Annotated in this window: 3 protein-coding genes; all 3 read left to right on the top strand. The window is 70.4% G+C overall.

From position 1 onward, the window contains the following. Positions 1 to 7 precede the first annotated feature (7 nt). The 3 genes from MYSTI_RS10135 (at position 8) to MYSTI_RS10125 (ending at position 26,819) form a co-directional block, all read left to right on the top strand. Positions 8 to 3,262 (top strand): non-ribosomal peptide synthetase, encoded by a 3,255-nt coding sequence (locus MYSTI_RS10135; protein WP_015347653.1) that lies wholly within the window; start codon positions 8 to 10, stop codon positions 3,260 to 3,262. Then, positions 3,259 to 10,083: a type I polyketide synthase gene (locus MYSTI_RS10130; RefSeq protein ID WP_015347652.1), complete on the top strand. Its 6,825-nt coding sequence runs from the start codon at positions 3,259 to 3,261 to the stop codon at positions 10,081 to 10,083. Before MYSTI_RS10135 ends, MYSTI_RS10130 begins: the two co-directional genes overlap by 4 nt. 62 nt (positions 10,084 to 10,145) lie before the next feature. Beyond that, positions 10,146 to 26,819 (top strand): non-ribosomal peptide synthase/polyketide synthase, encoded by a 16,674-nt coding sequence (locus tag MYSTI_RS10125; protein WP_015347651.1) that lies wholly within the window; start codon positions 10,146 to 10,148, stop codon positions 26,817 to 26,819. Positions 26,820 to 26,832 lie beyond the last annotated feature (13 nt).

The following is a 26,832-nucleotide window of genomic DNA, read 5'->3' as shown; positions in this document are numbered from 1 at the left end:
GTTGTCCGTGACCTCGCCTTCCGGCTTCCGGCTCTCGCCGCAACAACTACGGCTGTGGTCTCTCCTGAGAGAGGGACCCGCCTGGGCCTATCGGGCCCGCTGCGTCCTCGAGCTCGAGGGCACCGTCGACGCGGCGAGCCTCGAGCACACCGTGCGCGAGCTCCTGGGCCGCCACGAAATCCTGCGGACCACGTACCACCCGCTCACCGGCACGAGCACCGCCATCCAGGCACCGGGGAATGTCCCCGCGTCCCTGCTCACGCGACACGACTGGAGCGGGCTCTCCGAGGCGGAGCGCGCCGCGAAGCTCGACGCGCTCTTCTCCGCCACGGAGGCGGACCTCACCGCGTTCGAGCGGGCCTCGGCGCTCCACCTCGCCACCGTCACGCCCCACCAGCACCTGCTCGTGATGGACCTCCCCGCGCTCAACGCGGACGCGAGCACGCTGGGACTCGTGGCCCGGGAGCTGGCCCAGGTCCACGCCGCTCGCGCCAACGGCGGCCCGGTGTCCTCGGCCGACGTGCAGTACGCGGACGTCTCCGAGGTCTTCAACGAGGTCCTCGAGTCCGAGGACACCGCCGCGGGACGACGCCACTGGCAGGACCGGGACCTCTCCGCCCCGCTCGCGGCCGCGCTGCCCACGCGCCGGTCCGCGCCGGGCGCGCAGCCCTTCCAGCCCCGGCACGTACACGTCACCCTCTCCGCGTCCACGCGGAGCGCCGTGGAGGCCGCCGCGGGCCGCCTCGACGTGCCGGTGCCGGCCTTCCTCCTCGCCGCCTGGCAGACGCTGCTGGGCCGCCTCTCCGGCCGCTCCGAGTGGACCGTGGCGGTGCGCTACGAGGGCCGGACGTACGAGGGGCTCGCGGATGCGGCGGGCCACTTCGAGCGCTTCGTTCCCCTCGCGGCCGAATACCCGGAGCGCTCGCGCTTCGTCGACTTCGCGCGCAGCGTCGCCCGCGCGATGCAGGAGGGCGTCGAGTGGCAGGAGTACTTCGACGCCTCGCGGTCGATGCAGGGGCAGGACGGCAAGCCCCGTCACTTCCCCTTCGCCTTCGAGCACCTCGCCTGGCCCGCTGAGATTTCCGAGGGCGGCCTCACCGTCCGGGTCCACCGGCTGGAGTCCCGCACGGAGCGCTTCGAGCTGAAGCTCGCCGCCCTCCAGCGCGGGGCGAGCCTGGAGCTCCAGCTCCAACACGATGCGAGCGCGTACACGGACTCGGAGGCCACCCGGCTCCTGGAGCGGCTGGAGACCCTCCTGGGCTCCGCGGCCTCCGCCTCCGACGAGACGCTGGACACGCTGCCCCTCATGGGCGAGCGCGAGCTGCGGCAGCTCGCGGGCTTCAACCACACGGAGCGCGCACGTCCCCCCGCCCGCTGCATCCACGAGCTGCTGGACGAGCAGACCCAGCGGACGCCCGGCGCGGTGGCGGTGGTCTTCGAGGACCAGCGGCTCACCTTCGCGGAGCTGAGCGCGCGGGCCAACCAGCTCGCCCGGCACCTGCGCCGCATCGGCGTGGGTCCGGAGACGCGCGTGGGGCTGCTGCTGGAGCGCTCCGTGGACGCGATGGTGGGCCTCTTCGGCATCCTCAAGGCCGGCGCCGCCTACGTGCCCATGGACGCGATGTACCCGCGCGAGCGCCTCGCCTCCATCCTCACGCAGTCCGACGCGCCCTTCCTGGTGACGAGCACCCCGCTCGGCGCGCTCCTGCCGGAGGGACTCACCCGGCTCATCCGGCTGGATGCCGACGCCGGGGACATCGCGCGCGAACAGGACACGGCGCCCGAGCCGCTCGTGGGTCCGGACCACCTGGCCTACGTCCTCTTCACCTCCGGCTCCACGGGGCGCCCCAAGGGCGTGATGATTCAGCACCGCTCCGTGGTGAACCTGGCCGCGGCGCTCCAGGAGGCGGTCTACGGCAATCGAGGCCCCGGCCTGCGCGTGAGCGTCAACGCGCCGCTCGTCTTCGACGCCTCGGTGAAGCAGTGGATTCAGCTGCTGCACGGCCACACGCTCCACATCATCCCGGAGGAGGTGCGCCCCGACGCCGGACGGCTGTGTGAGTACGTCCGCACGCACCGCCTGGACGTGCTGGACTGCACGCCCTCCCTGCTCGTGCCCCTGGTGGCGAAGGGCCTGGGCAGCGACCCGGAGAGCTCGCCCTCGCTGGTGCTGGTGGGCGGCGAGGCCATCGACCCGCGCACCTGGACGGAGCTGGCGCGGCGCGAGCGCACGCGCTTCGTCAACGTCTACGGCCCCACCGAGTGCACGGTGGATGCGACGGCCTGCGCGGCCCACGAGTCGCTGGAGCCGACCATCGGCGGGCCGCTGGGCAACATGCGCGTGCACCTGCTCGACCGGAACCAGCGGCCCGTGCCGGTGGGCGCGGTGGGAGAGCTCTTCATCGGCGGCGCGGGTGTGGGCCGGGGCTACGCGAGCGCACCGGAGCTGACGGCGGAGCGCTTCGTGCCGGACCCCTTCGGCGTGGCTCCCGGTGCGCGGCTCTACCGCACGGGCGACCTGGGCCGCTTCCGCGAGGACGGCCGCGTCGACTTCCTGGGCCGCGCCGACCACCAGGTGAAGCTGCGCGGCTTCCGCATCGAGCTGGGCGAAATCGAGTCGCTCATGCGCGTCCACCCCGAGGTCGGCGAGACGGTGGTGGTGGTGCGCGAGACGGCGGCGGGCGACGCGCACCTGGCCGGTTACTTCGTGCCTCGGCGCGGACTGCCCGCGGGCTCGGAGGGCGCGGGGCGCGAGCTGGCCACCCAGCTGCGGGGCTTCCTGCGCGAGATGCTGCCCGAGTACATGGTCCCCTCGGCGCTCGTGCCGCTGGACCGGATGCCGCTCACGCGCAACGGCAAGCTGGACCGCGCGGCGCTGCCGGACCCCAAGGCCGTCCTCGCGGACGCGGCGCCGTACATCGCTCCCGGCACGGCCGTGGAGTCGACCATCGCGGACATCTGGCGCGAGGCCCTCAAGGTCGACCGCGTCGGACTGCACAGCAACTTCTTCGACCTCGGGGGGCACTCGCTCCTCATGGTCCAGGTCCACGAGAAGCTCTCGGCGGCGTTCGGACGGAGGCTCTCCATGGTGGAGCTCTTCCAGCACCCCACCGTCGCGTCGCTCTCGAAGTACCTCCAGCAGACACAGCAGCCGGAAGCGGGCGCACGTTCGCGGGAAGTCCAGGACGAGCGCGCGCGCAAGCAGCGCCAGGCGATGCAGCAACAGGCACAGGCCATCAAGGCAGGACGGGTGAAGCGATGAGCGTTGAGCAGGAGTCCACGCAGCTCGAGGGGATTGCAATCATTGGCATGGCGTGCCGGTTCCCGGGGGCCACCACCCTCGAGGAGTTCTGGCAGAACCTCCGCGGAGGCGTCGAGTCCATCAAGTTCTTCTCGGACGAGGAGCTTGACCGGGCCGTCATCGACCCCGCGGAGCTTCGAGACCCGAAGTACGTCAAGGCCCGCGGCGTCCTGGAGGGCATCGAGCTCTTCGACGCGCGCTTCTTCGACTTCTCCCCGCGCGAGGCGGAGATCACCGACCCGCAGCAGCGCATCTTCATGGAAGCCGCATGGGAGGCGCTGGAGCGGTCCGGTTACGACCCCTCGCGCTACGAGGGGCCCATCGGCGTGTACGCGGGCGCGGGCGCCAACGGCTACCTGCTCAACAACCTCTCCTCCGCGGGCCACCTGACGGGGACGGTGAGCGCGTTCCAGGCCGTCATCCACAACAAGAACGACCACCTGGCCACGCGCGTCGCCTACAAGCTGAACCTCAAGGGCCCGGCGGTGACGGTCCAGACGGCGTGCTCCACGTCGCTCGTGGCGGTGATTCACGCCTGCCAGAGCCTGCTCAGCCACCAGTGCGACATGGCCCTGGCCGGCGGCGTCACCATCACCGTGCCGCAGAAGACGGGCTTCCTCTACAACGAGCGCGGCATCGGCTCGCCGGATGGCCACTGCCGTCCCTTCGACGCCAAGGCCCAGGGCACCGTGGGTGGCAGCGGCGCGGGCGTGGTGGTGCTCAAGCGCCTGGCGGATGCCATCGCGGATGGGGACCGCATCCACGCTGTGATTCGCGGCGGCGCGCTCAACAACGACGGCTCCGACAAGGTCGGCTACACCGCGCCCAGCGTGGACGGACAGGCGGAGGTCATCTCCCTGGCCCAGGCCGTCGCCGGCGTCAGCGCGGACTCCATCTCCTACCTCGAGGCGCACGGCACGGGCACCCCCATGGGCGACCCGATCGAGATCCGCGCGCTCACCCAGGCCTTCCGTCGGGACACCGACAAGAAGGGCTTCTGCGCCGTCGGCGCGGTGAAGGGCAACCTCGGCCACCTGGACACGGCCGCCGGAGTCGCCGGACTCATCAAGACGGTGCTCTCGCTGGAGCACAAGCAGCTGCCGCCCAGCCTCCACTTCGAGAAGCCCAACCCCGAAATCGACTTCGCCAGCAGCCCCTTCTACGTCAACGCCCGGCTGAGCGACTGGAACGCGCCCGCCCCCCGGCGCGCGGGCGTGAGCTCCTTCGGCCTGGGCGGCACCAACGCCCACGTCGTGCTCGAGGAGGCTCCGGAGCGCCAGGCCACCACGCAGTCGAGAGACCTGCAGCTCCTGGTGCTGTCGGCCCGCTCCGACGCGGCGCTCGAGGTGATGACCTCGCAGCTGGCCGAGCACCTCCAGAAGAACCCCACGCTCGACCTGGCGGACGTGGCCTACACGCTCCACTCCGGCCGCAAGGTGTTCGACCACCGCCGCTACCTGGTGTGCCGCGACACGCGGGACGCGGCCAGCGCGCTCGCCACGCTGTCCCCGGACCGCGTCATCACCCGCGTCCAGGAGCCGGTGAACCGGCCCATCGTGTTCATGTTCCCGGGCCAGGGCTCGCAGCACCCCGGCATGGCGTCCGCCCTCTACAAGGCCGAGGCCGTGTTCCGCCAGGAGCTGGACACGTGCCTGGGCGCGCTCAAGAAGCGCCATGACCTGGACCTCCGTCCGCTGCTCCTCGACGCGAGCCCCGACGACGCGCAGGCCGCGAAGAAGCTGGAGCAGACGGCCCTCACCCAGCCCGCGCTCTTCGCCGTCGAGTACGCGACGGCGAAGCTGCTCATGTCCTGGGGCCTCCAGCCGGAGTCCCTGATTGGCCACAGCGTGGGCGAGTACGTGGCCGCGTGCCTGGCCGGCGTGTTCTCGCTGGATGACGCGCTGGACCTCATCGCCCTGCGCGGCCGGCTCATGCAGAGCCTTCCCACGGGCGCCATGCTCTCCGTGCAGCTCGCGGAGCGCGACCTCCTGCCGCTGCTGGGTCAGGGCCTGGAGCTCGCCGCGGCCAACTCCACCGCCTCGTGCGTGGTGTCCGGCGCCGAGGCGGACATCGCCGCGCTGGAGAAGCAGCTCGCCGCCAAGGACGTGCTGTGCCGCCGGCTGCGGACCTCGCACGCGTTCCACTCCGCGATGATGGAGCCCATCCTCGCGCCGTTCCGCGACGCCGTGGCGAAGGTGCGCCGCTCCGCGCCCACGGTGAAGATCATCTCCAACCTCACCGGCACCTGGCTCACGCCCGCGCAGGCCGCGGACCCCGACTACTGGGCCCAGCACCTGCGCCGCGCCGTGCGCTTCGCCGACGGCGTGGAGGAGCTGCTCAAGGAGCCGGAGGCCGTGCTGCTCGAGGTCGGCCCCGGCAAGGCGCTCCAGTCGCTCGCGCGCTGGCACCCGCGCAAGCAGCCGGGCCAGTCCATGCAGACCACCATGCCCGCGCCGGGAGACGCGACGCCGGGCCAGGAGTTCCTGCTGCGCACGCTGGGCAACCTCTGGCTGCTCGGCGTCACCACGCCCGACTACTTCGCCGCGGAGACGCGCCGCCGCGAGCCCCTGCCCACCTACCCGTTCGAGCGTCAGCGCTACTGGGTGGACATGCGCGCCCCCAGCCAGGGCAAGCGCGCGCAGCGAGGCTCCCTGGAGAAGCGCTCCGACCTCGCCTCCTGGTTCTACCTGCCGGTGTGGAAGGAGTCCGCGCCGCTGCTGTCCGCCGCGGCGGACGCGAGGAAGGGCCTGCCGTGGCTCGTCTTCTCGGACCGCGCGGGGCTGGGCACGCGCCTGGCCGAGAAGCTGCGCGCGCTGGGCGGTGACGTGGTGGAGGTGCTCCAGGCGAAGGCGTTCCGCCGGACCAGCGCCAACACCTACGAGCTGAACCCCACGCGCCGCGAGGACTACGACGCGCTGCTCGCGGAGCTGGCCGCCGACAAGCGGCTGCCGGAGCGCATCGCCCACCTGTTCCCCATCACCACCGAGCCGGGGACGGCCTCCGACGACATCGTCGGGCGCTCCTTCTACAGCCTGCTCTTCCTGGCGCAGTCGCTGGGCGGGCAGAAGTTCGACAAGCCGCCGCGCGTGTTCTCGCTGACCAACGGCATGCAGGAGGTCATCGGCGGAGACCTCACGTCGCCGGAGCAGGCCACGGTGCTGGGCCCCACGCGCGTCATCCCGCGCGAGTACCCGAACGTACAGATGCGCAGCGTGGACGTCGTCCTGCCCCCCGCGGGCAGCGCGCAGCGGGAGCGGCTGGTGTCGCTGCTCGCCGGTGAGTTCTTCGCGGAGTCCAACGACGTCGCCGTCGCCTACCGCAACGGCCGCCGCTGGGTGCAGGGCTTCGAGGACGTCCGGCTCGACGACAGCCCGACGAACGCGGTGTCGCTGCGTCAGGGCGGCGTGTACCTCATCACCGGCGGCCTGGGCGGCATGGGCCTGGCGTTCGCGGAGGCGCTGGCCTCCGAGGCGAAGGCGAAGCTGGTGCTGCTCAACCGCACGGAGCTGCCGCCGCGCGCCGAGTGGGCGCGCTGGCAGGAACAGCACAGCCCGGACGACGCCACGAGCCGGAAGATCGCCGCGGTCCAGAAGCTCGAGGCGCGCGGCGCGGAGGTGCTCGTGCAGGCCGCCGACGTCACGAATCTGGAGCACATGCGCGCGGTGGTCGCCGAGGCGCAGCGCCGCTTCGGGGCCCTCCACGGCGTCATCCACGCGGCCGGTGTGGCGGGCGGTGGTTTGATTCAGCTCAAGACGAAGGACGTGGCCGCGAAGGTCCTGGCGCCCAAGGTGCTCGGCACGCAGGTGCTGGGCGCCGTGCTGGAGGGCGTGAAGCTGGACTTCCTCGTCGCCTGCTCGTCGCTCACGTGTGTCGTGGGCCGCTTCGGCCAGGTGGACTACACCTCCGCCAACGCGTTCATGGACGCCTTCGTGCGCGCCTACCAGGCCCGCACCGGCACGCACGCGGTCACCATCAACTGGGGCGCCTGGGATGAGGTGGGCATGGCGGCCCGCCCGGCGCAGCAGGCGGACCAGGGGCGGCCCATCGGCCACCCGTTCCTCCAGCGCTGCCTGGTGGACACGCCCAAGCGGATGGTGTTCGCCACCGTCTTCGGCACGCCGGAGTCGCAGTGGGTCACCGACGAGCACCGCATCCTCAACAACCCCACCGTCCCCGGCGTGACGTACTTCGAGATGGTGCGCGCCGCCATCGCCGAGCGCGCGCAGGGACGCATCATCGAAATCCACGACGCCTTCTTCCTCGCGCCGCTGCGCGTGCCGGGGAAGGAGACGCGTGAGGTGCGGCTCATCGTCGAGGAGGACGGCGACGGCTACCGCTGGGTGGTGCGCACCCTGCCGTCGGAGGGCTCCGCCAAGGGCGTGGACCACTCCGCGGGACGCGTGCGCATCCTCGGGCCTCGCACGCCGAAGTTCATGGACCTGGAGGAGCTGCGCCGCCGGTGCGACCTGCCGCAGCCCGGCTCACTGGAGGCCGAGTACGAGCTGGAGCTGGGGCCTCGCTGGAAGAGCGTGCAGAGCATCTACCCCGGCAAGGGCGAGCTGCTCATGGTGCTGGAGATGCAGTCGGAGTTCGCCCCGGACTTCGAGAAGCTGCGCTTCCACCCGTCGCTCATCGACCGCACGTCGGGCATCGCCAAGAGCTTCCTGGCGGAGCACGGCTACTACCTGCCCCTGGGCTACAAGGTGCTGCGCATCCACGGCGAGCTGCCCGCGCGCGTCTACAGCTACGCGAAGCTGCGCGAGGAGAGCGACGACAAGGAGACCCTGTCCTTCGACGCGGTGATGATGGACGCGCAGGGCCGGGTGCTCGCGGAGGTGGAGCGCCTGACGCAGAAGCGCGTGAATGACCCGGCCGCGGAGCTGCGCGCGCTGGCCGCCGCGGCGAAGGAGGCCGCGCTGGCCCGGGCGGTGCCCACCGACGAGCGGCAGGAGATCCACTCCGCCGAGGGCGTGGCGGCGCTCCAGCGCATCCTGGGCACGCAAGTCACGCCCCAGGTGGTGGTCTCCGTGCGAGACCTCCAGGCCACCATCGACCACACCGACGACGTGGTGCGCGAGCGCATCCTGGAGGCGGTGGGCGAGACGAGGAGCTCGGGCGAGCTCAAGCCGCGCCCCACCCTCAAGGTGGCCTACATGGCCCCGCGCAATGAAATCGAGACGCGCATCTCCAGCGCGTGGCAGCAGGTGCTGGGCATCGACAAGGTGGGCATCCACGACAACTTCTTCGAGCTCGGCGGCGACTCCGTCCAGGCGATTCAAATCATCGCCAAGGGCACGCAGATGGGTCTGCAGCTCAGCCCGCAGCAGTTCTTCCAGTACTCCACCATCGCCGAGCTGTCGGAGATGATTTCGGGCGTCCTGTCCAAGCAGGCCGAGCAGGGCCCCGTCGTGGGCACCGTCCCGCTGGCGCCTCAGCAGCGCCGGCTCCTGGAGCAAGGCCCGTCGCGCAACGCGAGGACGGTGCTCCTCGACGTGCGAGAGGGCGTGGAGGCCGTGGCGCTGTCCAAGGCGCTCACGGACATCCTCACCCACCACGACGCCTTGCGCCTGCGCTTCACGCAGGGCATCGCGGGCTGGCAGCAGGCGGGCACTCCTCCGAGCGGCGCGGCGCCGTTCACGGAGAGCGACCTGCGCGCGCTCCCGGCCTCCGAGCTGCCTCCGGCGCTGTACGCCGCGGAGGAGAAGCTGCGCGCGGCGCTCGACGCGGGCACCGGTCCCCTGTTCGCGGCCACCCTGCTCCACCTCGGCGCGGGACAGGGCAGCAAGCTGCTCCTCGCGGCGCATGAGCTGGCGGCGGACACGGCCTCGTGGCGCATCCTCGTCGAGGACCTCGGTACGGCCACCCGCAAGCAGTCGGGCGCCAACGAGGGCCTGCGGCTGAAGACCACGTCGTTCAAGCAGTGGTCGGAGCGCTTGTCGGAAGAGGCGTCGGCCGAGTCGCTCCGCAAGGAGGAGGCGACGTGGCTGAGCGGTCCCTGGGCCAGCGTGACGAAGCTGCCCTCGGAGCGCGTGAGCGGCTCGATTCGCACGCACGTGGTGACGATGAACCCGGAGGAGACCCGGGTGCTCGGCGAGCGCGTGGCGGGCACCTACCGCGCCGACCTCGCGGAGGCGCTGCTGGCCGCGCTGGCTCGCTCGCTGTCGAAGTGGACCGGTGGGCAGACGCAGCTCATCGACTTCACCCAGGACGCGCGCGCGGCGCTCGAGGGGCTCGACCTGTCGCGCACCGTGGGCTGCTTCGACGCGACGGCGCCGCTGCTGTTGGGGGTGCCTGCCTCCGGCGACGCGGCCGAGACGCTCAAGGGCGTCAAGGAGCGCGTGCGTCAGCTTCCCCGCAAGGGCCTGGGCCACGGGCTGCTGCGCGAGGGCAAGCACGCGGACCTCGCGGAGAAGCTGCGCGCGCAGCCGAAGGCCGAGGTGTCCTTCCGGCACCTGGGCACGGAGCTGCCCGCCGAAGCGGCTCCCTTCACCGCCACGGGACGGGCGGTCTCCGAGCGCCGTGCCTCCAGCCACCTGCTCGAGGTGGAGAGCTTCGTCGCGGGCGGCCAGCTCCAGGTCCGCCTGAGCCACGACAGCGGTGCCATCTCCGAGGCCACCCTCGGGAAGGTCACCGAGGGGCTCCTCGCGGCGCTGCGCGAGCTGAGCACCGAAGGCCAGGGCAGCAAGGCCACGCTGTCCTCCGTGGACTTCCCGCTCGCGGGTCTCGACGACTCGCAGCTCGGCGCCCTGGCGGCCCTCATCGACGAGGCCGACGAGTCCTGAGCCCCAGGACCCACGGCTGACCTTGCTCCACCCCCACGCCCCTTTTCTTCTGAACGAGCACCATGAAGAACGTCGACGATGTCTACCGGCTGACCCCCATGCAGCAGGGGATTCTCTTCCACACGCTGGAGGCAGCCGGAACCGGGGCCTACGTCGAACAGGTCTACTGGACCTGGCACGGCGACATCGACATGGATGCGCTTCAGAAGGCGTGGGGCCAGGTGGTGGAGCGGCACGGCTCCCTGAGGACGGCGTTCTTCTGGGAGAAGCTGCCCGAGCCGCTCCAGGCCGTGCGGCGCAAGGTCACCGTCGCGCTGGAGCATCAGGACTGGCGGGACACTCCCGCCGAGGAGCAGCCGAAGCGGTTCAACGCGCTGCTGGAGACGGACCGGCGCCGCGGCTTCACCCTGTCGGCGGCGCCGCTCATGCGCCTGACGATGGTGCGCGTCGCGCCGGACCAACACCGGTGCATCGTCACGTACCACCACCTGGTCCTGGATGGCTGGTCGTTGCCCGTCTGCCTCCGGGAGATCTTCCTCTGCTACGACGCCCTCACGCGCGGCGAACAGGCGGAGCTGGAGCCCGCGCGTCACTATCGCGAGTACGTCGCGTGGCTGGGCAAGCAGGACAAGTCGGAGGCCGAGCGGCTGTGGCGCGAGGCGCTCCGAGGCTTCGACACGCCCACGCAGCTCGGCGTGGAGCGTGCGCCGAGCCGCACCTCGAGCAGCGAAGAAACCTACGAGACGCGGACGCTGCGGCTCTCCTCCTCCGTGACGGAGAGGCTCGCGTCCTATACACGTCAGCACCAGCTCACGCTCAGCACGCTCATCCAGGGTGCATGGGCGCTGCTCTTGAGCCACTACAGCGGCCAGCGCGACGTCGCCTTCGGGACGGTGGTGTCGGGCCGTCCGCCGAACCTGCCCGGCGTCGACACGATGATGGGCACGTTCATCAACACCCTGGTGGCGCGAGTGAAGCTGCCCCAGGGCGAGCGGCTCCTGCCGTGGCTCAAGCAGCTCCAGTCGGAGCAGCTGGAGGCGCGCCGCTTCGAGCACATCTCGCTCGTGGATGTGCAGGGCTGGAGTGAGATTCCTCGCGGCCAGCCGCTGCTCCAGAGCATCGTCGTTCTCCAGAACCTCCCCCGGCGCGGCATGGCGTCCGCCCTGGGGCCCCGGCTGCGCGTGGAGGACTTCGCGCGGACGAACGAGCCCACGGGCCTGCCGCTGAGCCTCCTCGTCTATCCGGACACGGAGCTGGAGCTGCTGGTCAACTACTCGGTCAGCCGCTTCGAACCCGCCACCATCGACCGCATCCTCGGCCACCTGAGCAACATCCTTCGCGCGTTCTCCGCCGACCTCGAGCAGCACCTCGAGGACGTGTCGCTCTTGAGCGCGGAGGAGCGCCATCAAGTCCTGGAGGCGTGGAACGACACCCGCGTGGACTACCCGCGCGACGCCACCGTCTCCCAGCTCTTCGAGGCCCAGGCCGCGCGCACGCCCGACGCCGTGGCCCTCCAGTTCCAGGGCGAGCAGCTCACGTACCGTCAGCTCGATGAGCGCTCCAACCAGCTCGCCTGGCACCTGCGCTCGCTCGGCGTGCGCCATGGCGCGCGCGTGGGCTTGAGCCTGGAGCGCTCGCTGGAGCTGGTCGTCGGAATCCTCGGCATCCTCAAGGCCGGCGGCACCTACGTGCCCGTGGACGCCTCCTATCCTCCGGAGCGCATCCACCTCATCCTCGAGGAGGCCGCGGTCTCCATCCTCCTCACCCAGGAGAAGCTGGCCGACGAGCTGCCCGTGCAAGGCACCTTCCTCTTCTGCCTGGACTCGGACTGGTCTCAGGTTGCCTCGAAGCCCACCACACCGGTGCCTTCGGACGCGGGAGGCGACTCGCTGGCGTACATCATGTTCACGTCCGGCTCGACCGGCCGGCCCAAGGGCGTGTCCATTCCCCACCGGGGCATCAGCCGCCTGGTGCTCGGCAGCACCTTCATCCGCTTCGACGCCGCGCAGGTCTTCCTGCAACTGGCGCCCATCTCGTTCGACGCGTCCACGCTGGAGCTGTGGGGCCCGCTGCTGCATGGCGCCCGCCTCGTCATCTTCCCGCCCGGAAGTCCCTCGCTCCAGGAGCTGGGCGACGCGCTGGTGCGCGAGGGCATCACCACGCTGTGGCTGACGGCGGCGCTCTTCGAGCAGATGGCGCTGCACCAGCCTCACGCCATCGCGCGGGTGTCGCAGCTCCTCGCGGGCGGCGACGTGCTGCCGCTGGTGCGTGTCCGGGAGCACCTGTCGCGCGGCGCAAGCCTGGTCAACGGCTACGGCCCCACCGAGAGCACCACCTTCACCTGCTGCCACCCCGTCACCCCCGGCACCGAGCTGGGCAGCTCCGTGCCCATCGGCCGGCCCATCGCCAACACGCAGGTGTTCGTGCTGGATGAGCGGCTCCAGCCCGTGCCCGTCGGTGTCCCGGGGGAGCTGTTCATCGGCGGCGATGGCCTGGCGCACGGCTACCTGCACCGGCCCGAGCTCACCGCGGAGCGCTTCATCCCCCACCCCTTCAGCGCCACGCGGGGAGGGCGCCTCTACCGCACGGGCGACCGCGTGCGCTGGCGTGAGGACGGCACTGTCGAGTTCATGGGGCGCCGCGACTTCCAGGTGAAGGTGCGCGGCTTCCGCATCGAGCTGGGAGAGATCGAGGCCGTGCTCCAGCAAGGCCCCGGCATCCAGGAGGCCGTGGTGCTCGCCCGCGAGGACTCGCCCGGCGACAAGCGACTGGTGGCCTACCTCGTGCCCGCTCCGGACCAGACGCTGGAGGCGCAGGCGGTCCGCGCCTGGCTGCACCAGAAGCTGCCCGAGTACATGCTGCCGTCGGCGTTCGTCATGCTGGAGTCCTTCCCGCTGACCGCCAACGGCAAGGTGGACCGCAAGGCGCTGCCCCCGCCGGGCAACGAGCGGCCGGAGACGGGCGCGCACTTCGAGGCCCCGCGCGGCCCCACCGAGCAGGCCCTGGCCGACGTCTGGGCCGAGGTGCTGGGCGTGGAGACCATCGGCATCGACGACAGCTTCTTCGACCTGGGCGGAGACTCCATCCGCGGCATCCAGGTGGTGGCGAAGCTGCGCGAGCGCGGCGTGAACCTGCCCATGGGGGACCTGCTGCTGCACCCCACCATTCGCGAGCTGGGCGAGAAGGTCCAGGGCGCCCCCCAGAGCGCCACCCCACCGCCCTCGACGGTTCCCCCCTTCAGCCTCATCTCCGAGGGAGACCGCGCGAAGCTGCCCTCGGACGTGGAGGACGCCTATCCGCTGGCCGCCCTCCAGACGGGCATGCTCTTCGAGAGCGCGCTCGACAGCGGCGCGGGCGTGTACCAGGACATGTTCAGCCTGCACCTGGAGGTGCCGCTGGACGAGCCGAAGCTGCGCCAGGTGTTGCGCGAGCTGGCCGCGCGGCACTCCATCCTGAGGACGTCGTTCGACCTGAGCAGCTACGACGAGCCGCTCCAACTGGTCCACCGCGACGCGGCGCTGCCGCTGTCCATCGAGGACCTCCGGCATCTCTCCGGCGCCGCGCAGGACGCGTTCCTCAGAGACCAGGCGGAGCGCATCCGGCGCCAGCCCTTCGACTGGGGCCGCGCACCGCTGATGCTGGTGACGCTGCATCGGCGCACCGACACGACGCTCCAGTTCACGGTCGTCTTCCACCACGCCATCCTCGACGGCTGGAGCCTGGCGACGATGTTCGCGGAGATGTTCCAGCGGTACCTGGCCCTCATGAAGGACAGCCAGGCCCCCGCTCCCGCCCCGCTCGCCGTGGACTACCGGGAGTTCGTCGCGCTGGAGCAGCAGACGCTCGCCTCCGCTGACAGCGAGCGCTACTGGAAGGAGCGGCTGACAGGGGTGGAGTTGCCCGCGGCCCGCGCGCCCAGGGCACAGGGGGCCCCCCCCGTGTTCCACCAGCACCAGTTCCGCATCCCGGAGTCCGTGCACCAGGCGCTCCGGCAGGTCGCCAGCGAGGCCGGAGTCCAGCTCAAGACCGTCCTCCTCGCCGTGCACCTGCGCGTCTGCAGCCTCCTCGAGGGCAGCCCCTCGGTGGTGACGGGCATCGTCTCCAACGGCCGCCCCGAGGTGCGGGACGGAGAGCGGATGCTGGGCCTGTTCCTCAACAGCATGCCGTTCCCGCTGACGCTGGACGGAGGGACGTGGCTGGAGCTGGTGCGGGAGGTGGGCCGGCGCGAGCAGGAGATGGTGCCGCACCGCCGCTACTCCATGGGCAAGCTGAAGCAGCTGTTCGGCGGCCAGCGGCTATTCCGCGTCCTCTTCAACTTCGTCCACTTCCACGTCGCGGGCGGCGTGTCGCGGATGGAGGGGATGCGCCTGTTGGAAGAGGTGCGCTTCGCCGCGTGGATGGAGCTGCCGCTGGGTGCGACGTTCTCCGTGGACCCGGAGACCTCGGAGCTTCAGCTCAAGGTCGCCAGCACCGGCACCTCGGAGGAGGCTGGGCGGACCGGAGTCGTGGGGCAGTACTACCTGCGTGCGCTGGAGGCACTGGCCTCGAATCCTCGGGGCCCGTACCAACACGCCCAGCTGCTCCCCACCCTGGAGCATCAGCAGGTGACGGCGGGGTGGAACACGGCCCAGGCGGCCTTCCCCGACACCTGCCTCCACTCACTCTTCGCCGAGCAGGCCCAGCGCACCCCGGAGGCGACGGCCCTCCGCGCCGACGGGCACACGCTGTCCTTCCGCCAGCTCGATGAGCAGGCCAACCAGCTCGCGTGGCACCTGCGCGCGATGGGCGTCGGGCCCGAGGTGCGCGTCGGCCTGTGCCTGCCGCGGACGCCCCAGCTCATCGTCTCGCTGCTGGCCATCCTCAAGGCCGGCGGCGCCTACGTCCCGCTGGACCCGACCTACCCTCGCGAGCGCCTGGCCTTCATGCTCGACGACGCCGGAATCCAGGTGCTCGTCACCCAGCAGGGCCTGCTGTCCACCTTGCCCACGCACTCGGCGCGCACCGTCGCGGTGGACACGGAGGCCGCCACGCTGTCGCGGCATCCCACTCACGCGCCGCCGTCCGGCGCGACGCCGGGCAACCTGGCCTACGTCATCTACACCTCCGGCTCCACGGGCAGGCCCAAGGGCGTGGCCGTCCAACATCGCTCCGTGGTGCACCTGTGGACCGTGCTCGCGCGCACCGTCTACGCGGACACCTCCGTCCCGCTGCGCGTGAGCGTCAACGCGCCGCTCTCCTTCGATGGCTCCGTCAAGCAGCTCGTCCAGGTGTTGTCGGGCCACGCCCTGGTCTTGGTCCCGGAGGACGTGCGCGCCGACGTGGGGGCGATGCGGGAGTTCATCGCTCGCGAGCGGTTGGACGTGCTCGACTGCACGCCGTCCCTCCTGCGGCTCCTGCTCGAGCAGGGGCTGGTGGAGCAGGGCCAGTTGAGGAACGTGCTGGTGGGCGGCGAGGCCGTGGACGCGGCCACCTGGACCACGCTGGCGCGCAGCCCACGCACGCGCTTCTTCAACGTCTACGGCCCGACCGAGTGCACCGTCGACACGACGGTCTGCGCCGTTCACCTGTCACCCCAGGCCCCCACCATCGGACGGCCGCTCCCCAACGTTCAGACCTATGTGCTGGACGGGCACCTGCGGCCGGTGCCCGTGGGCGTGCCTGGAGAGCTCTACATCGGCGGCTCGGGCGTGGCCCGCGGCTACCTGGGCCGGCCCGAGCTGAGCGCGGAGAAGTTCCTCTGCGACCCCTTCAGCACCACGCCCGGCGCGCGCATGTACCGCACCGGCGACAAGGTGGCCTGGAGGGACGACGGTCAGCTGGACTACCTGGGCCGCATCGACTTCCAGGTCAAGCTGCGCGGCTTCCGCATCGAGCTGGGTGAAATCGAGGCCGCGCTCCGCGAGTCCCCGGGAGTCCGCAACGCCGTGGTCGTGGTGCGGGAGGACGCCCCTGGACAGCAGCGCCTGGTCGCGTACCTGACCGCGCGGGAAGGCGCGACACCCGAGGTCGGTGAGCTGCGCCGCGCCCTCCTGCGACACCTGCCCGAGTTCATGGTGCCGTCGGCCTTCGTCGTGCTGGAGGCGTTGCCGCTCAACCCCAGCGGCAAGGTGGACCGCAAGGCGCTGCCCGCTCCGGAGTCCTCGGGCCTCTCCGATGCCCCCTTCGTCGCTCCGCGCAACGCCGCCGAGCAGGCCCTCGCCGATATCTTCGCGCAGGTGCTGCGCGTGGAGCGCGTGGGCGTCCACGACAGCTTCTTCGCCCTGGGTGGGCACTCCCTGCTGGCCACCCAGCTCGTCTCCCGCGTGCGGGCGAACCTCCGCGTGGAGCTGCCCCTGCGCGCGCTCTTCGAGGCCCCGACCGTCGCGGCGCTCGCGGAGCGACTGCCCCAGGCCGCACACCCCGACGCCCCGCCCCTGCTGCCCGTCCCACGGGGCGAAGCCCTCCCGCTCTCCTTCGCCCAGCAGCGGCTGTGGTTCCTCGACGAGATGGAGCCAGGCAGCGCGTCCTACAACCTGCCCAGCGCCCTGCGTCTGAGCGGCGCGCTGGATGCCGAGGCCCTGCGACGGGCCTTCGAGTCGCTCGTCACGCGTCACGAGTCCCTGCGCACCACCTTCGCGTCCCACCAGGGGCAACCGGTCCAGCTCATCCGTCCGCCCACGGGCTGGGAGCTGCCCCAGATGGACCTCCGCGCCCTGCCTTCAAGCGAGCGGGAGGCGCACGTCCACACGCTCGCGATGCGGGAAGCCGCCCGGCCCTTCTCCCTGGCCACCGGTCCCCTGCTGCGAACCACCCTGTTGCGGTTGGAGGACGCCGAGCATGTCCTGCTCGTGACGCTGCACCACATCGTCTCCGATGGTTGGTCCGCGGGAGTGCTCGTCCGGGAGGTCGCGGCGCTGTACGCCGGGTTCGCCTCCGGCCAGCCGTCCGTGCTCCCGGCGCTGCCCATCCAGTACGCCGACTTCGCCACGTGGCAGCGCACCTGGCTCCAAGGGAGCGCGCTCGACAGGCAACTGGATTACTGGCGCCAGAAGCTGGCGGGGGCACCTCCCGCGCTGGAGCTGCCCACCGACAGGCCGCGTCCCGCCGTCCAGTCGTTCCGGGGCGCGCAGCTCCCCGTGAGCCTCTCTCCGGAGCTGTCCTCCGCGCTCAAGGGCCTGGCGCAGCGGGAAGGCGCCACCCCCTTCATGCTCCTGCTGGCCGCGTTCCAGACGCTGCTCGCTCGCTACTCCGGGCAGGACGACCTCTGCGTCGGCACGCCCATCGCGGGCCGCACCCGCGCGGAGACCGAGGGCCTCATCGGCTTCTTCGTCAACACGCTCGTGCTTCGCGCGAACGTGGACGCTCGAGCCTCCTTCCGTGAGCTGCTGGCCCAGGTCCGCACCTCCACGCTCGAGGCCTACGAACACCAGCACGTGCCCTTCGAGAAGCTCGTCGAGGCACTCCAGCCGCGACGCGACCTCAGCCGGGGCCCGTTCTTCCAGGTGATGTTCTCGCTCCAGAACGCCCCAGTTCAGGAGCTGTCCCTGCCAGGGCTCTCCTTCCGTCCGGTGGAGACGAACAGCGCCAGCACCAAGTTCGACCTCAGCCTGGCGCTCGCCGAGAAGCAGGGGTGCTTCCAAGGCGTCTTCGAGTTCAGCACCGACTTGTTCGACGCCGCCACCGTGCGCCGCCTGAGCGAGCACCTGCTCACGCTCCTCTCACAGGTCCACGCCCATCCGGACGTGCCCCTGCACGCCCTGGAGATGCTCTCCCCGTCGGAGCGCAACCAGGTCCTCGTCGAGTGGAACGCGGCCCAGGCGCACTCACCCGAGCACGACTGCATCCACCACCTCTTCGCCGCACAGGCCCGGCGCACTCCGGACGCGCTCGCGCTCCAGTTCGACGGCCACGCCCTCTCCTTCCGTCAGCTCGATGAGCAGGCCAATCAGCTCGCCTGGCATCTGCGCTCGCTCGGCGTCGGGCCCGAGGTTCGCGTCGGGCTGTTCCTGCCCCGCTCCACGCAGCTCATCGTCTCGCTGCTCGCCATCCTCAAGGCCGGCGGCGCCTACGTCCCCCTCGACCCGAGCCATCCCCGCGAGCGCATCGGCTTCATGCTCGCGGACTCCGGCGTCCAGGTCCTCGTCTCCCAACAGGGCCTCCTGTCCTCCCTCCCCGCGCACTCCGCGCGAGTCGTCGCGTTGGACGGGGAGGCGGAGACGCTGTCACGGCAGCCGCGTCACACGCCCGCTTCCAGCGTCGGGTCCGACAACCTCGCCTACGTCATCTACACCTCCGGCTCCACCGGCAGGCCCAAGGGTGTCGCCGTTCAACACCGCTCCGTGGTCCACTTCTGGGCGTCGCTCGAGCGCACCGTCTACGCGGACGTCCGGGGCGCCCTGCGGGTGAGCGTCAACGCGCCGCTCTCCTTCGACGCCTCCGTCCAGCAGCTCGTCCAACTGCTGTCCGGCCACGCGCTGATTCTGTTCCCGGAGCAGGTCCGCGCCGACGTCAGCGCCATGCTCGCGTTCATCGCGCGTGAGCGGCTGGATGTCCTCGACTGCACGCCCTCCATCCTCCGCCTCCTGCTCGAAGCGGGGCTCTCGGAGCAGAGCCCGTTGCGTGCCGTCCTGGTGGGTGGCGAGGCCATCGACGAAGCCACCTGGGCCGCCTTGGCGCGCAGCCCTCGGACGCGCTTCTTCAACGTCTATGGCCCCACGGAATGCACCGTGGACTCCACCGCCTGCGCCGTCCACCTGTCCCCGAAGTCCCCCACCATCGGACGGCCGCTCCCCAACGCCCGGGCCTATGTCCTGGACGCGAACCTGAAGCCCGTGCCCATCGGCGTCCCCGGGGAGCTCTTCATCGCGGGTGCGGGGCTCGCTCGCGGCTACCTCGGCCGCCCCGAGCTCACCGCCGAGCGCTTCCTCTCCGACCCCTTCAGTGCCACTGCCGGCGCGCGCATGTACCGCACGGGAGACAAGGCGCGGTGGTTGCCGGATGGACAGCTCGACTACCTCGGCCGCGTCGACTTCCAGGTCAAGGTGCGTGGCTTCCGCATCGAGCTGGGTGAAATCGAAGCGCTCCTCCTCCAGGACGCCTCCGTCCAACAGGCCGTGGTCCTCGCTCGCGAGGACGTCCCCGGCGACAAGCGTCTCGTCGCCTACGTCTCGCCGCGTCCGGGTGCCTCGCTCGATGCCGCCGTCCTTCGCGCCCTCCTCGAGGACAAGCTGCCTGAGTACATGGTGCCGTCGGCCTTCGTCACGCTGGAGGCGTTCCCCCTCAACTCCAGCGGCAAGGTGGACCGCAAGGCGCTCCCGCCTCCCGACGCCACGCTTCACGCCTCCGCGGACTTCGTTGCGCCCCGCAACCCCACGGAAGTCACACTCGCCGCCCTCTTCTCCGAGCTGCTGCGAGTCCCTCGCGTCGGCATCCACGACGACTTCTTCTCGCTCGGCGGACACTCACTCCTCGCGACCCAGGCGCTGTTCCGCATCCGCTCGTCTCTCGGAGTGGAGCTGCCGCTGCGTGCGCTCTTCGAGTCGTCCTCCGTCGCACGGCTCGCCGGACACATCGAGGCCATCGCTCGAGACACCTCCCGCGCGTCCAAGCCTCCACTGAAGGCCCTGCCGCGAGACGGCGCACTGCCCCTGTCCTTCGCCCAACAGCGGCTGTGGTTCCTCGAACAGATGGACCCCGGCAGTGCGTCCTACAACCTCCCCGTCGCGCTCCGACTGGAAGGACGGATCGACGTCGAGGCACTTCGCCGTGCCTTTGAAGCACTCGTCGCACGGCACGAGACGCTGCGCACCACCTTCGTCCTGAACGACGAGCAGCCGCGCCAGCAAGTCCACGCGCCCGTCGGCTGGACGCTTCCCGTCATCGACCTCTCGAAGCTCGCGGACTCCGAGCGAGGGCCCGCGGTGCGCGAGCATGCGCACCAGGAAGCGCGACAGCCCTTCGACCTGGTCGCGGGGCCTCTGCTGCGCACCAGCCTGCTCCGGCTGTCCGAGCAGGAGCATGTGCTGCTCGTGACCATGCACCACATCGTCTCCGATGGTTGGTCCATGGGCATCCTCGTGCGCGACACGGCCGCGCTCTATGAGACCTTCCACTCGGGCACGCCGCTCGCGCTGCCCCAGCTGACGGTTCAGTACGCGGACTTCGCTTCCTGGCAGCGCGACTGGCTCCAGGGCGCCGCGCTCGACCAGCAGCTCGACTACTGGCGCACCCAGCTCGCCGCGCCCCCGGTCCTCGAGCTCGCGACCGACAGGCCTCGTCCGCCCGTGCAGACCTTCCGAGGCGCGACCCTCCCGGTCCGCGTTCCCCAGGAACTCTCCGCGTCCGTCAAAGCCCTCGCCCAGCAGTCCGGTGCCACGCCCTTCATGGTCCTGCTCGCGGGCTTCCAGGCGCTGCTCTCCCGGTACTCCGGGCAGGATGATGTTTGCGTCGGCTCGCCCATCGCGGGCCGCACCAGCGCGGAGACCGAGGGCCTCATCGGCTTCTTCGTCAACACCCTCGTCCTGCGCGCTCGCGTGGAGAGCAACACCTCCTTCCGCGAGCTGCTGGCCCAGGTACGGTCCACCACCCTCGGTGCCTACGAGCACCAGGATGTCCCCTTCGAGAAGCTCGTCGAAGCGCTCCAGCCCCAGCGAGACCTCAGTCGCAATCCGTTCTTCCAGGTGATGTTCTCGCTCCAGAACGAGCCCGTTCAGGCGTTCACGCTGCCGGGGCTCTCGCTCCAGCCCGTGGAGACGGACAGCACCTCCGCCAAGTTCGAGCTGCTGCTCTCCCTGGCTGAAGGGCCGCGCGGGTTCACAGGCGGTCTCGAATACAACACCGACCTGTTCGACGCCTCGACCGTCGAGCGCATGGTGGGGCACCTGCTCTCGCTGCTCACCCACGCACTCGCTCGCCCGGACCTCCCCCTCTCTTCTCTCGAGCTGCTCACGCCTCGAGAGCGACACCAGCTCCTCGTCGAGTGGAATACCTCCACGGCCTTCCCCGACGACGCCTGCGTCCACCACCTCTTCCAGGCCCAGGCCGCTCGTACTCCCGACGCCACCGCTCTCGTCGTCGGCACCTCTCGCCTCTCCTACCGTCAGCTCGACTCACGCTCCAACCAGCTCGCACTCGCTCTGCGCTCTCGTGGCGTCGGCCCCGACGTCCGCGTCGCTGTCTGCCTCGAGCGCTCCGCTGACCTCGTCATCGCCCTCCTCTCCATCCTCAAGGCCGACGGCGCCTACGTCCCTCTCGACCCCAACCACCCCGCTGACAGGCGCGCCTTCGTCCTCGCTGACTCCCAGGCCCACCTCCTCCTCACTCAGCAGTCGCTCCTCTCTTCTTCTCCCGTCCCCACCCTCTGCCTCGACTCCGAGGCTCACCTCTTCTCCTCCCTCCCCGCCGCTGAGCCTCCTCCCTCCTCTTCCCTCCCCTCCAACCTCGCCTACGTCCTCTACACCTCCGGCTCCACCGGCAGGCCCAAGGGCGTCTGCCTCGAGCACCGCAACTCCGTCTCCTTCCTCCGCTGGGCCCTGAGCGTCTTCTCTCCTCTCCAGCTCGCAGGCACCCTCGCCGCCACCTCTGTCACCTTCGACCTCTCCGTCTTCGAGCTCTTCGCTCCCCTCTCCTGCGGCGCCACCGTCTTCCTCGCCGACAACGCCCTCGCCCTCCCCTCTCTCCCCGCTCGCGACGAAGTCACCCTCCTCAACACCGTCCCCTCCGCCGCCGCCGAACTCGTCCGCTCCGGCGGACTTCCTTCCTCCATCTCCACCATCAACCTCGCCGGTGAGCCTCTCCCGGGCGCTCTCGCTCGCGCTCTCTTCCAGCACTCCTCCGTCCGGAGCCTCTTCAACCTCTACGGGCCCACAGAGGACACCACCTACTCCACCTTCTCCCTCGTCTCCCCTGACTCCTCCTCCGAGCCCACCATCGGCCTGCCTCTCTCCGGCTCCCAGGCCTTCGTCCTCGACTCCCTCCTCCAGCCTCTCCCCATCGGCGTCCCCGGTGAGCTCTTCCTCGCTGGCTCCGGCCTCGCTCGCGGCTACCTCTCTCGCCCTGACCTCTCCGCTGAGCGCTTCATCCCCAACCCCTTCTCCTCCTCTCCCGGCGCTCGCATGTACCGCACCGGAGACCGTGTCCGCTGGCTCCCCAACGGCCACCTCGAGTACCTCGGCCGCATCGACTTCCAGGTGAAGCTCCGCGGCTTCCGCATCGAGCTCGGTGAAATCGAGGCCCTCCTCCACCTTCACCCCTCCGTCCACCAGGCCGTCCTCCTCGCTCGCGAGGATGTCCCTGGTGACAAGCGCCTCGTCGCCTACCTCTCTCCTCGCCCGGACTCCTCTCTCGACGCTTCCGTCCTTCGCTCTTTCCTCAAGGACTCGTTGCCCGAGTACATGGTCCCCTCCGCCTTCGTCCTCCTGCCCTCTCTGCCCCTCAATCCCAACGGCAAGATTGACCGCAAGGCACTCCCTCCTCCCGACGCCTCCTCCCTCTCCTCGTCGGGCTTCATCGCGCCCCGTAACCCCACTGAAGCAACCCTCGCCGCGCTCTTCTCCGAGCTGCTTCGTGTCCCCCGCGTCGGCGCTCTCGACGACTTCTTCTCTCTCGGCGGGCACTCGCTGCTGGCCACTCAGGCGCTCTTCCGCATCCGCTCCGCGTTCGGTGTGGAGCTGCCCCTGCGCGCGCTCTTCGAGTCCCCATCCGTCGCGCTCCTCGCCGAACGCATCCAGGCCGCCGCTCGCGGCGCCATCCTCTCTTCCAGGCCGCCGCTGAAGGCGCTGCCGCGAGAGACTCCGTCACAAGGCGATGCACTGCCGCTGTCCTTTGCCCAGCAGCGTCTGTGGTTCCTTGATCAGCTCTCGCCAGGAAGTGCGTCGTACAACCTCCCCGTGGAGCTCAGGCTGAAGGGACACCTCGACGCCGAGGCACTTCGTCGAGCCTTTGAAGCACTCGTCGCCCGTCACGAGACGCTGCGGACCACCTTCGTCCTGAGTGATGAGCAGCCCCTCCAACGCATCCACGCGTCCATCGACTGGACGCTTCCCGTCGTGGACCTCTCCGCGCTCACGAGCCCCGAGCGTGAAGACGCGGCCCGCGAACATGCGCGGCAGGAAGCGCAACGTCCCTTCAACCTGTCGACGGGACCGCTGCTGCGCACCAGCCTGCTGCGTCTGGCCGAGACCGAGCACGTGTTGCTGCTGACCATGCACCACATCGTCTCCGATGGCTGGTCCATGGGTGTCCTCGTGCGCGAGACCGGCGCACTCTACGAGTCGTTCCGCTCAGGCCACGCGCTCGCGCTGCCGGACCTGCCTGTCCAGTACGCGGACTTCGCGGCCTGGCAGCGCGACTGGCTCCAGGGCGCCGCGCTCGAGAGCCAACTGAACTACTGGCGGACGCAGCTCACCGCGCCCCCCGTCCTCGAGCTCGCGACCGACAGGCCGCGCCCTCCCATCCAGTCCTCCCGAGGCGCCACCCTCCCCGTCCAGCTCCCGCAGGACCTCTCCACGTCCATCAAGGCCCTCGCACAGCAGACCGGCAGCACGCCCTTCATGGTCCTGCTCGCGGGCTTCCAGGCGCTGCTCTCCCGATACTCCGGGCAGGATGATGTCTGCGTCGGCTCGCCCATCGCGGGCCGCACCAGCGCGGAGACCGAGGGCCTCATCGGCTTCTTCGTCAACACCCTCGTCCTGCGCGCTCGCGTGGAGAGCAGCACCTCCTTCCGCGAGCTGCTGGCCCAGGTACGGGCCACCACCCTCGGTGCCTACGAACACCAGGATGTGCCCTTCGAGAAGCTCGTCGAAGCGCTCCAGCCCCAGCGCGACCTCAGTCGCAATCCGTTCTTCCAGGTGATGTTCTCGCTTCAGAACGCACCCGTCTCCGAGTTGGCGCTCGAGGGGCTCGAGCTGCGCCCCGTGGAGCCGACCAACACCACCGCGAAGTTCGACCTCACCCTGGCACTCGGCGAGAAACAGGGGTGCTTCGAAGGCGTGTTCGAGTTCAACACCGACCTGTTCGACAGCTCCACCATCGAGCGCATGACGGGGCATCTGCGCTCACTGCTCACCCACGCGCTCGCTCGCCCCCACCTGCCGCTCGCGTCGCTCGACCTGCTCACGCCGCACGAGCGAGACCAGGTCCTCGTCGAGTGGAATACCTCCACGGCCTTCCCCGACGACGCCTGCGTCCACCACCTCTTCCAGGCCCAGGCCGCTCGCACTCCCGACGCCACCGCCCTCGTCGTCGGCACCTCTCGCCTCTCCTACCGTCAGCTCGACTCACGCTCCAACCAGCTCGCACTCGCTCTGCGCTCTCGTGGCGTCGGCCCCGACGTCCGCGTCGCTGTCTGCCTCGAGCGCTCCGCTGACCTCGTCATCGCCCTCCTCTCCATCCTCAAGGCCGACGGCGCCTACGTCCCTCTCGACCCCAACCACCCCGCTGACAGGCGCGCCTTCGTCCTCGCTGACTCCCAGGCCCACCTCCTCCTCACTCAGCAGTCGCTCCTCTCTTCTTCTCCCGTCCCCACCCTCTGCCTCGACTCCGAGGCTCACCTCTTCTCCTCCCTCCCCGCCGGTGCGCCTCCTCCTTCCTCTTCCCTCCCCTCCAACCTCGCCTACGTCCTCTACACCTCCGGCTCCACCGGCAGGCCCAAGGGCGTCTGCCTCGAGCACCGCAACTCCGTCTCCTTCCTCCGCTGGGCCCTGAGCGTCTTCTCTCCTCTCCAGCTCGCAGGCACCCTCGCCGCCACCTCTGTCACCTTCGACCTCTCCGTCTTCGAGCTCTTCGCTCCTCTCTCCTGCGGCGCCACCGTCTTCCTCGCCGACAACGCTCTCGCCCTTCCCTCTCTCCCGGGCCGCGACGAAGTCACCCTCCTCAACACCGTCCCCTCCGCCGCCGCAGAGCTCGTCCGCTCCGGCGGACTTCCTTCCTCCATCTCCACCATCAACCTCGCCGGTGAGCCCCTCCCGGGCGCTCTCGCTCGCGCTCTCTTCCAGCACTCCTCCGTCCGGAGCCTCTTCAACCTCTACGGGCCCACAGAGGACACCACCTACTCCACCTTCTCCCTCGTCTCCCCTGACTCCTCCTCCGAGCCCACCATCGGCCTGCCTCTCTCCGGCTCCCAGGCCTTCGTCCTCGACTCCCTCCTCCAGCCTCTCCCCATCGGCGTCCCTGGTGAGCTCTTCCTCGCTGGCTCCGGCCTCGCTCGCGGCTACCTCTCTCGCCCTGACCTCTCCGCTGAGCGCTTCATCCCCAACCCCTTCTCCTCCTCTCCCGGCGCTCGCATGTACCGCACCGGAGACCGCGTCCGCTGGCTCCCCAACGGCCACCTCGAGTACCTCGGCCGCATCGACTTCCAGGTGAAGCTCCGCGGCTTCCGCATCGAGCTCGGTGAAATCGAGGCCCTCCTCCACCTTCACCCCTCCGTCCACCAGGCCGTCCTCCTCGCTCGCGAGGATGTCCCTGGTGACAAGCGCCTCGTCGCCTACCTCTCTGCTCGCCCGGGCTCCTCTCTCGACGCTTCCGTCCTTCGCTCCTTCCTCAAGGACTCGTTGCCCGAGTACATGGTCCCCTCCGCCTTCGTCCTCCTGCCCTCCCTGCCCCTCAATCCCAACGGCAAGATTGACCGCAAGGCACTCCCCCCGCCCGACGCCTCCTCCCTCTCCTCGTTGGGTTTCGTCGCGCCCCGTAACCCCACTGAAGCAACCCTCGCCGCGCTCTTCTCCGAGCTGCTTCGTGTCCCCCGCGTCGGCGCTCTCGACGACTTCTTCTCCCTCGGCGGGCACTCGCTCCTCGCGGTCCGGCTCATGGGGGAGATCGAGCGCCGCACGGGCCAGAAGCTGCCCATCTCGACCCTCTTCACCCACCCCACCATCGAGCAACTCGCCGCCCGGGTGAGTGAGCGGGGAGCGCCTTCTTCCTCACCGCTTGTTCCGCTCCAGCCGAAGGGCTCGCGTCGGCCCCTCTTCCTGGTCCACGCCATCGGAGGAAGCCCCCTGAGCTACGGACGGCTGACTCGCGTGCTCGGAGAAGAGCAACCCGTCTACGCGTTCCAGGCACCGGGACTCGACGGCTCACGAGAGCCCTTCAGCGCCATCCCCGACATGGCCGCCGCATACATCGAGGCGATGCGCCGTGTTCAGCCCCAGGGCCCGTATCTGCTGGGAGGCTGGTCGATGGGCGGAGTCGTCGCCTTCGAGATGGCGCGGCAGCTCACCCGCGCTGGAGAGCGTGTCGCCCAGCTCTTCCTCATCGACAGTTGGGTGCCCGCCCTCGCGCCTGTCCCCGTCATCTCCGCGACCGATGACGCCTCGTTGCTGGCCTCGCTCGCGATGGACCTCGGGCGAATCCTCGGCAAGCCCTTCCCCATCTCGGCGGAGGAGCTGTCGCCCATGAGCCACGAAGCGCGCCTCGACCTGGTGGCTGAACGAGCCAGGAGCACGGGCGCGATTCCGCGGGACATGGGGACGCGCGAGCTGGAGGCCCTCTTCAAGGTGTTCCGCGCCCACGGGCACGCGCTCCTCCAGTACACCCCGCCGCGCGATTACGCGGGGACGGTCGCCCTCGTCCGTCCCGAGCAGGGGCTCACGGCCCCGGCCTCGGACCCGACGGGAGGATGGGCCGCCGCGACCCTGTCACCGCCGCGCCTGTTCACCCTGCCAGGCGACCACTACTCCCTGCTCACCGAGCCACACGTCGCGCGTCTCGGAGAGCTGCTCCGCGGACTGCTCGAAACGGGCGATGTCGCGCTGACCGGTTAGGCCCTTGGGAGCT

The sequence above is a fragment of the Myxococcus stipitatus DSM 14675 genome (assembly GCF_000331735.1).
GTDB lineage: Bacteria > Myxococcota > Myxococcia > Myxococcales > Myxococcaceae > Myxococcus > Myxococcus stipitatus.
The sequence above is the reverse complement of the archived record's forward strand: the minus strand, read 5'-3'. Positions and strand labels throughout refer to the sequence as shown.

Coding starts and splice junctions, on each gene's coding strand:
- MYSTI_RS10130 (WP_015347652.1), top strand. CDS start 3,259: ATGAGCGTTGAGCAGGAGTCCACGCAGCTCGAGGGGATTGCAATCATT.
- MYSTI_RS10125 (WP_015347651.1), top strand. CDS start 10,146: ATGAAGAACGTCGACGATGTCTACCGGCTGACCCCCATGCAGCAGGGG.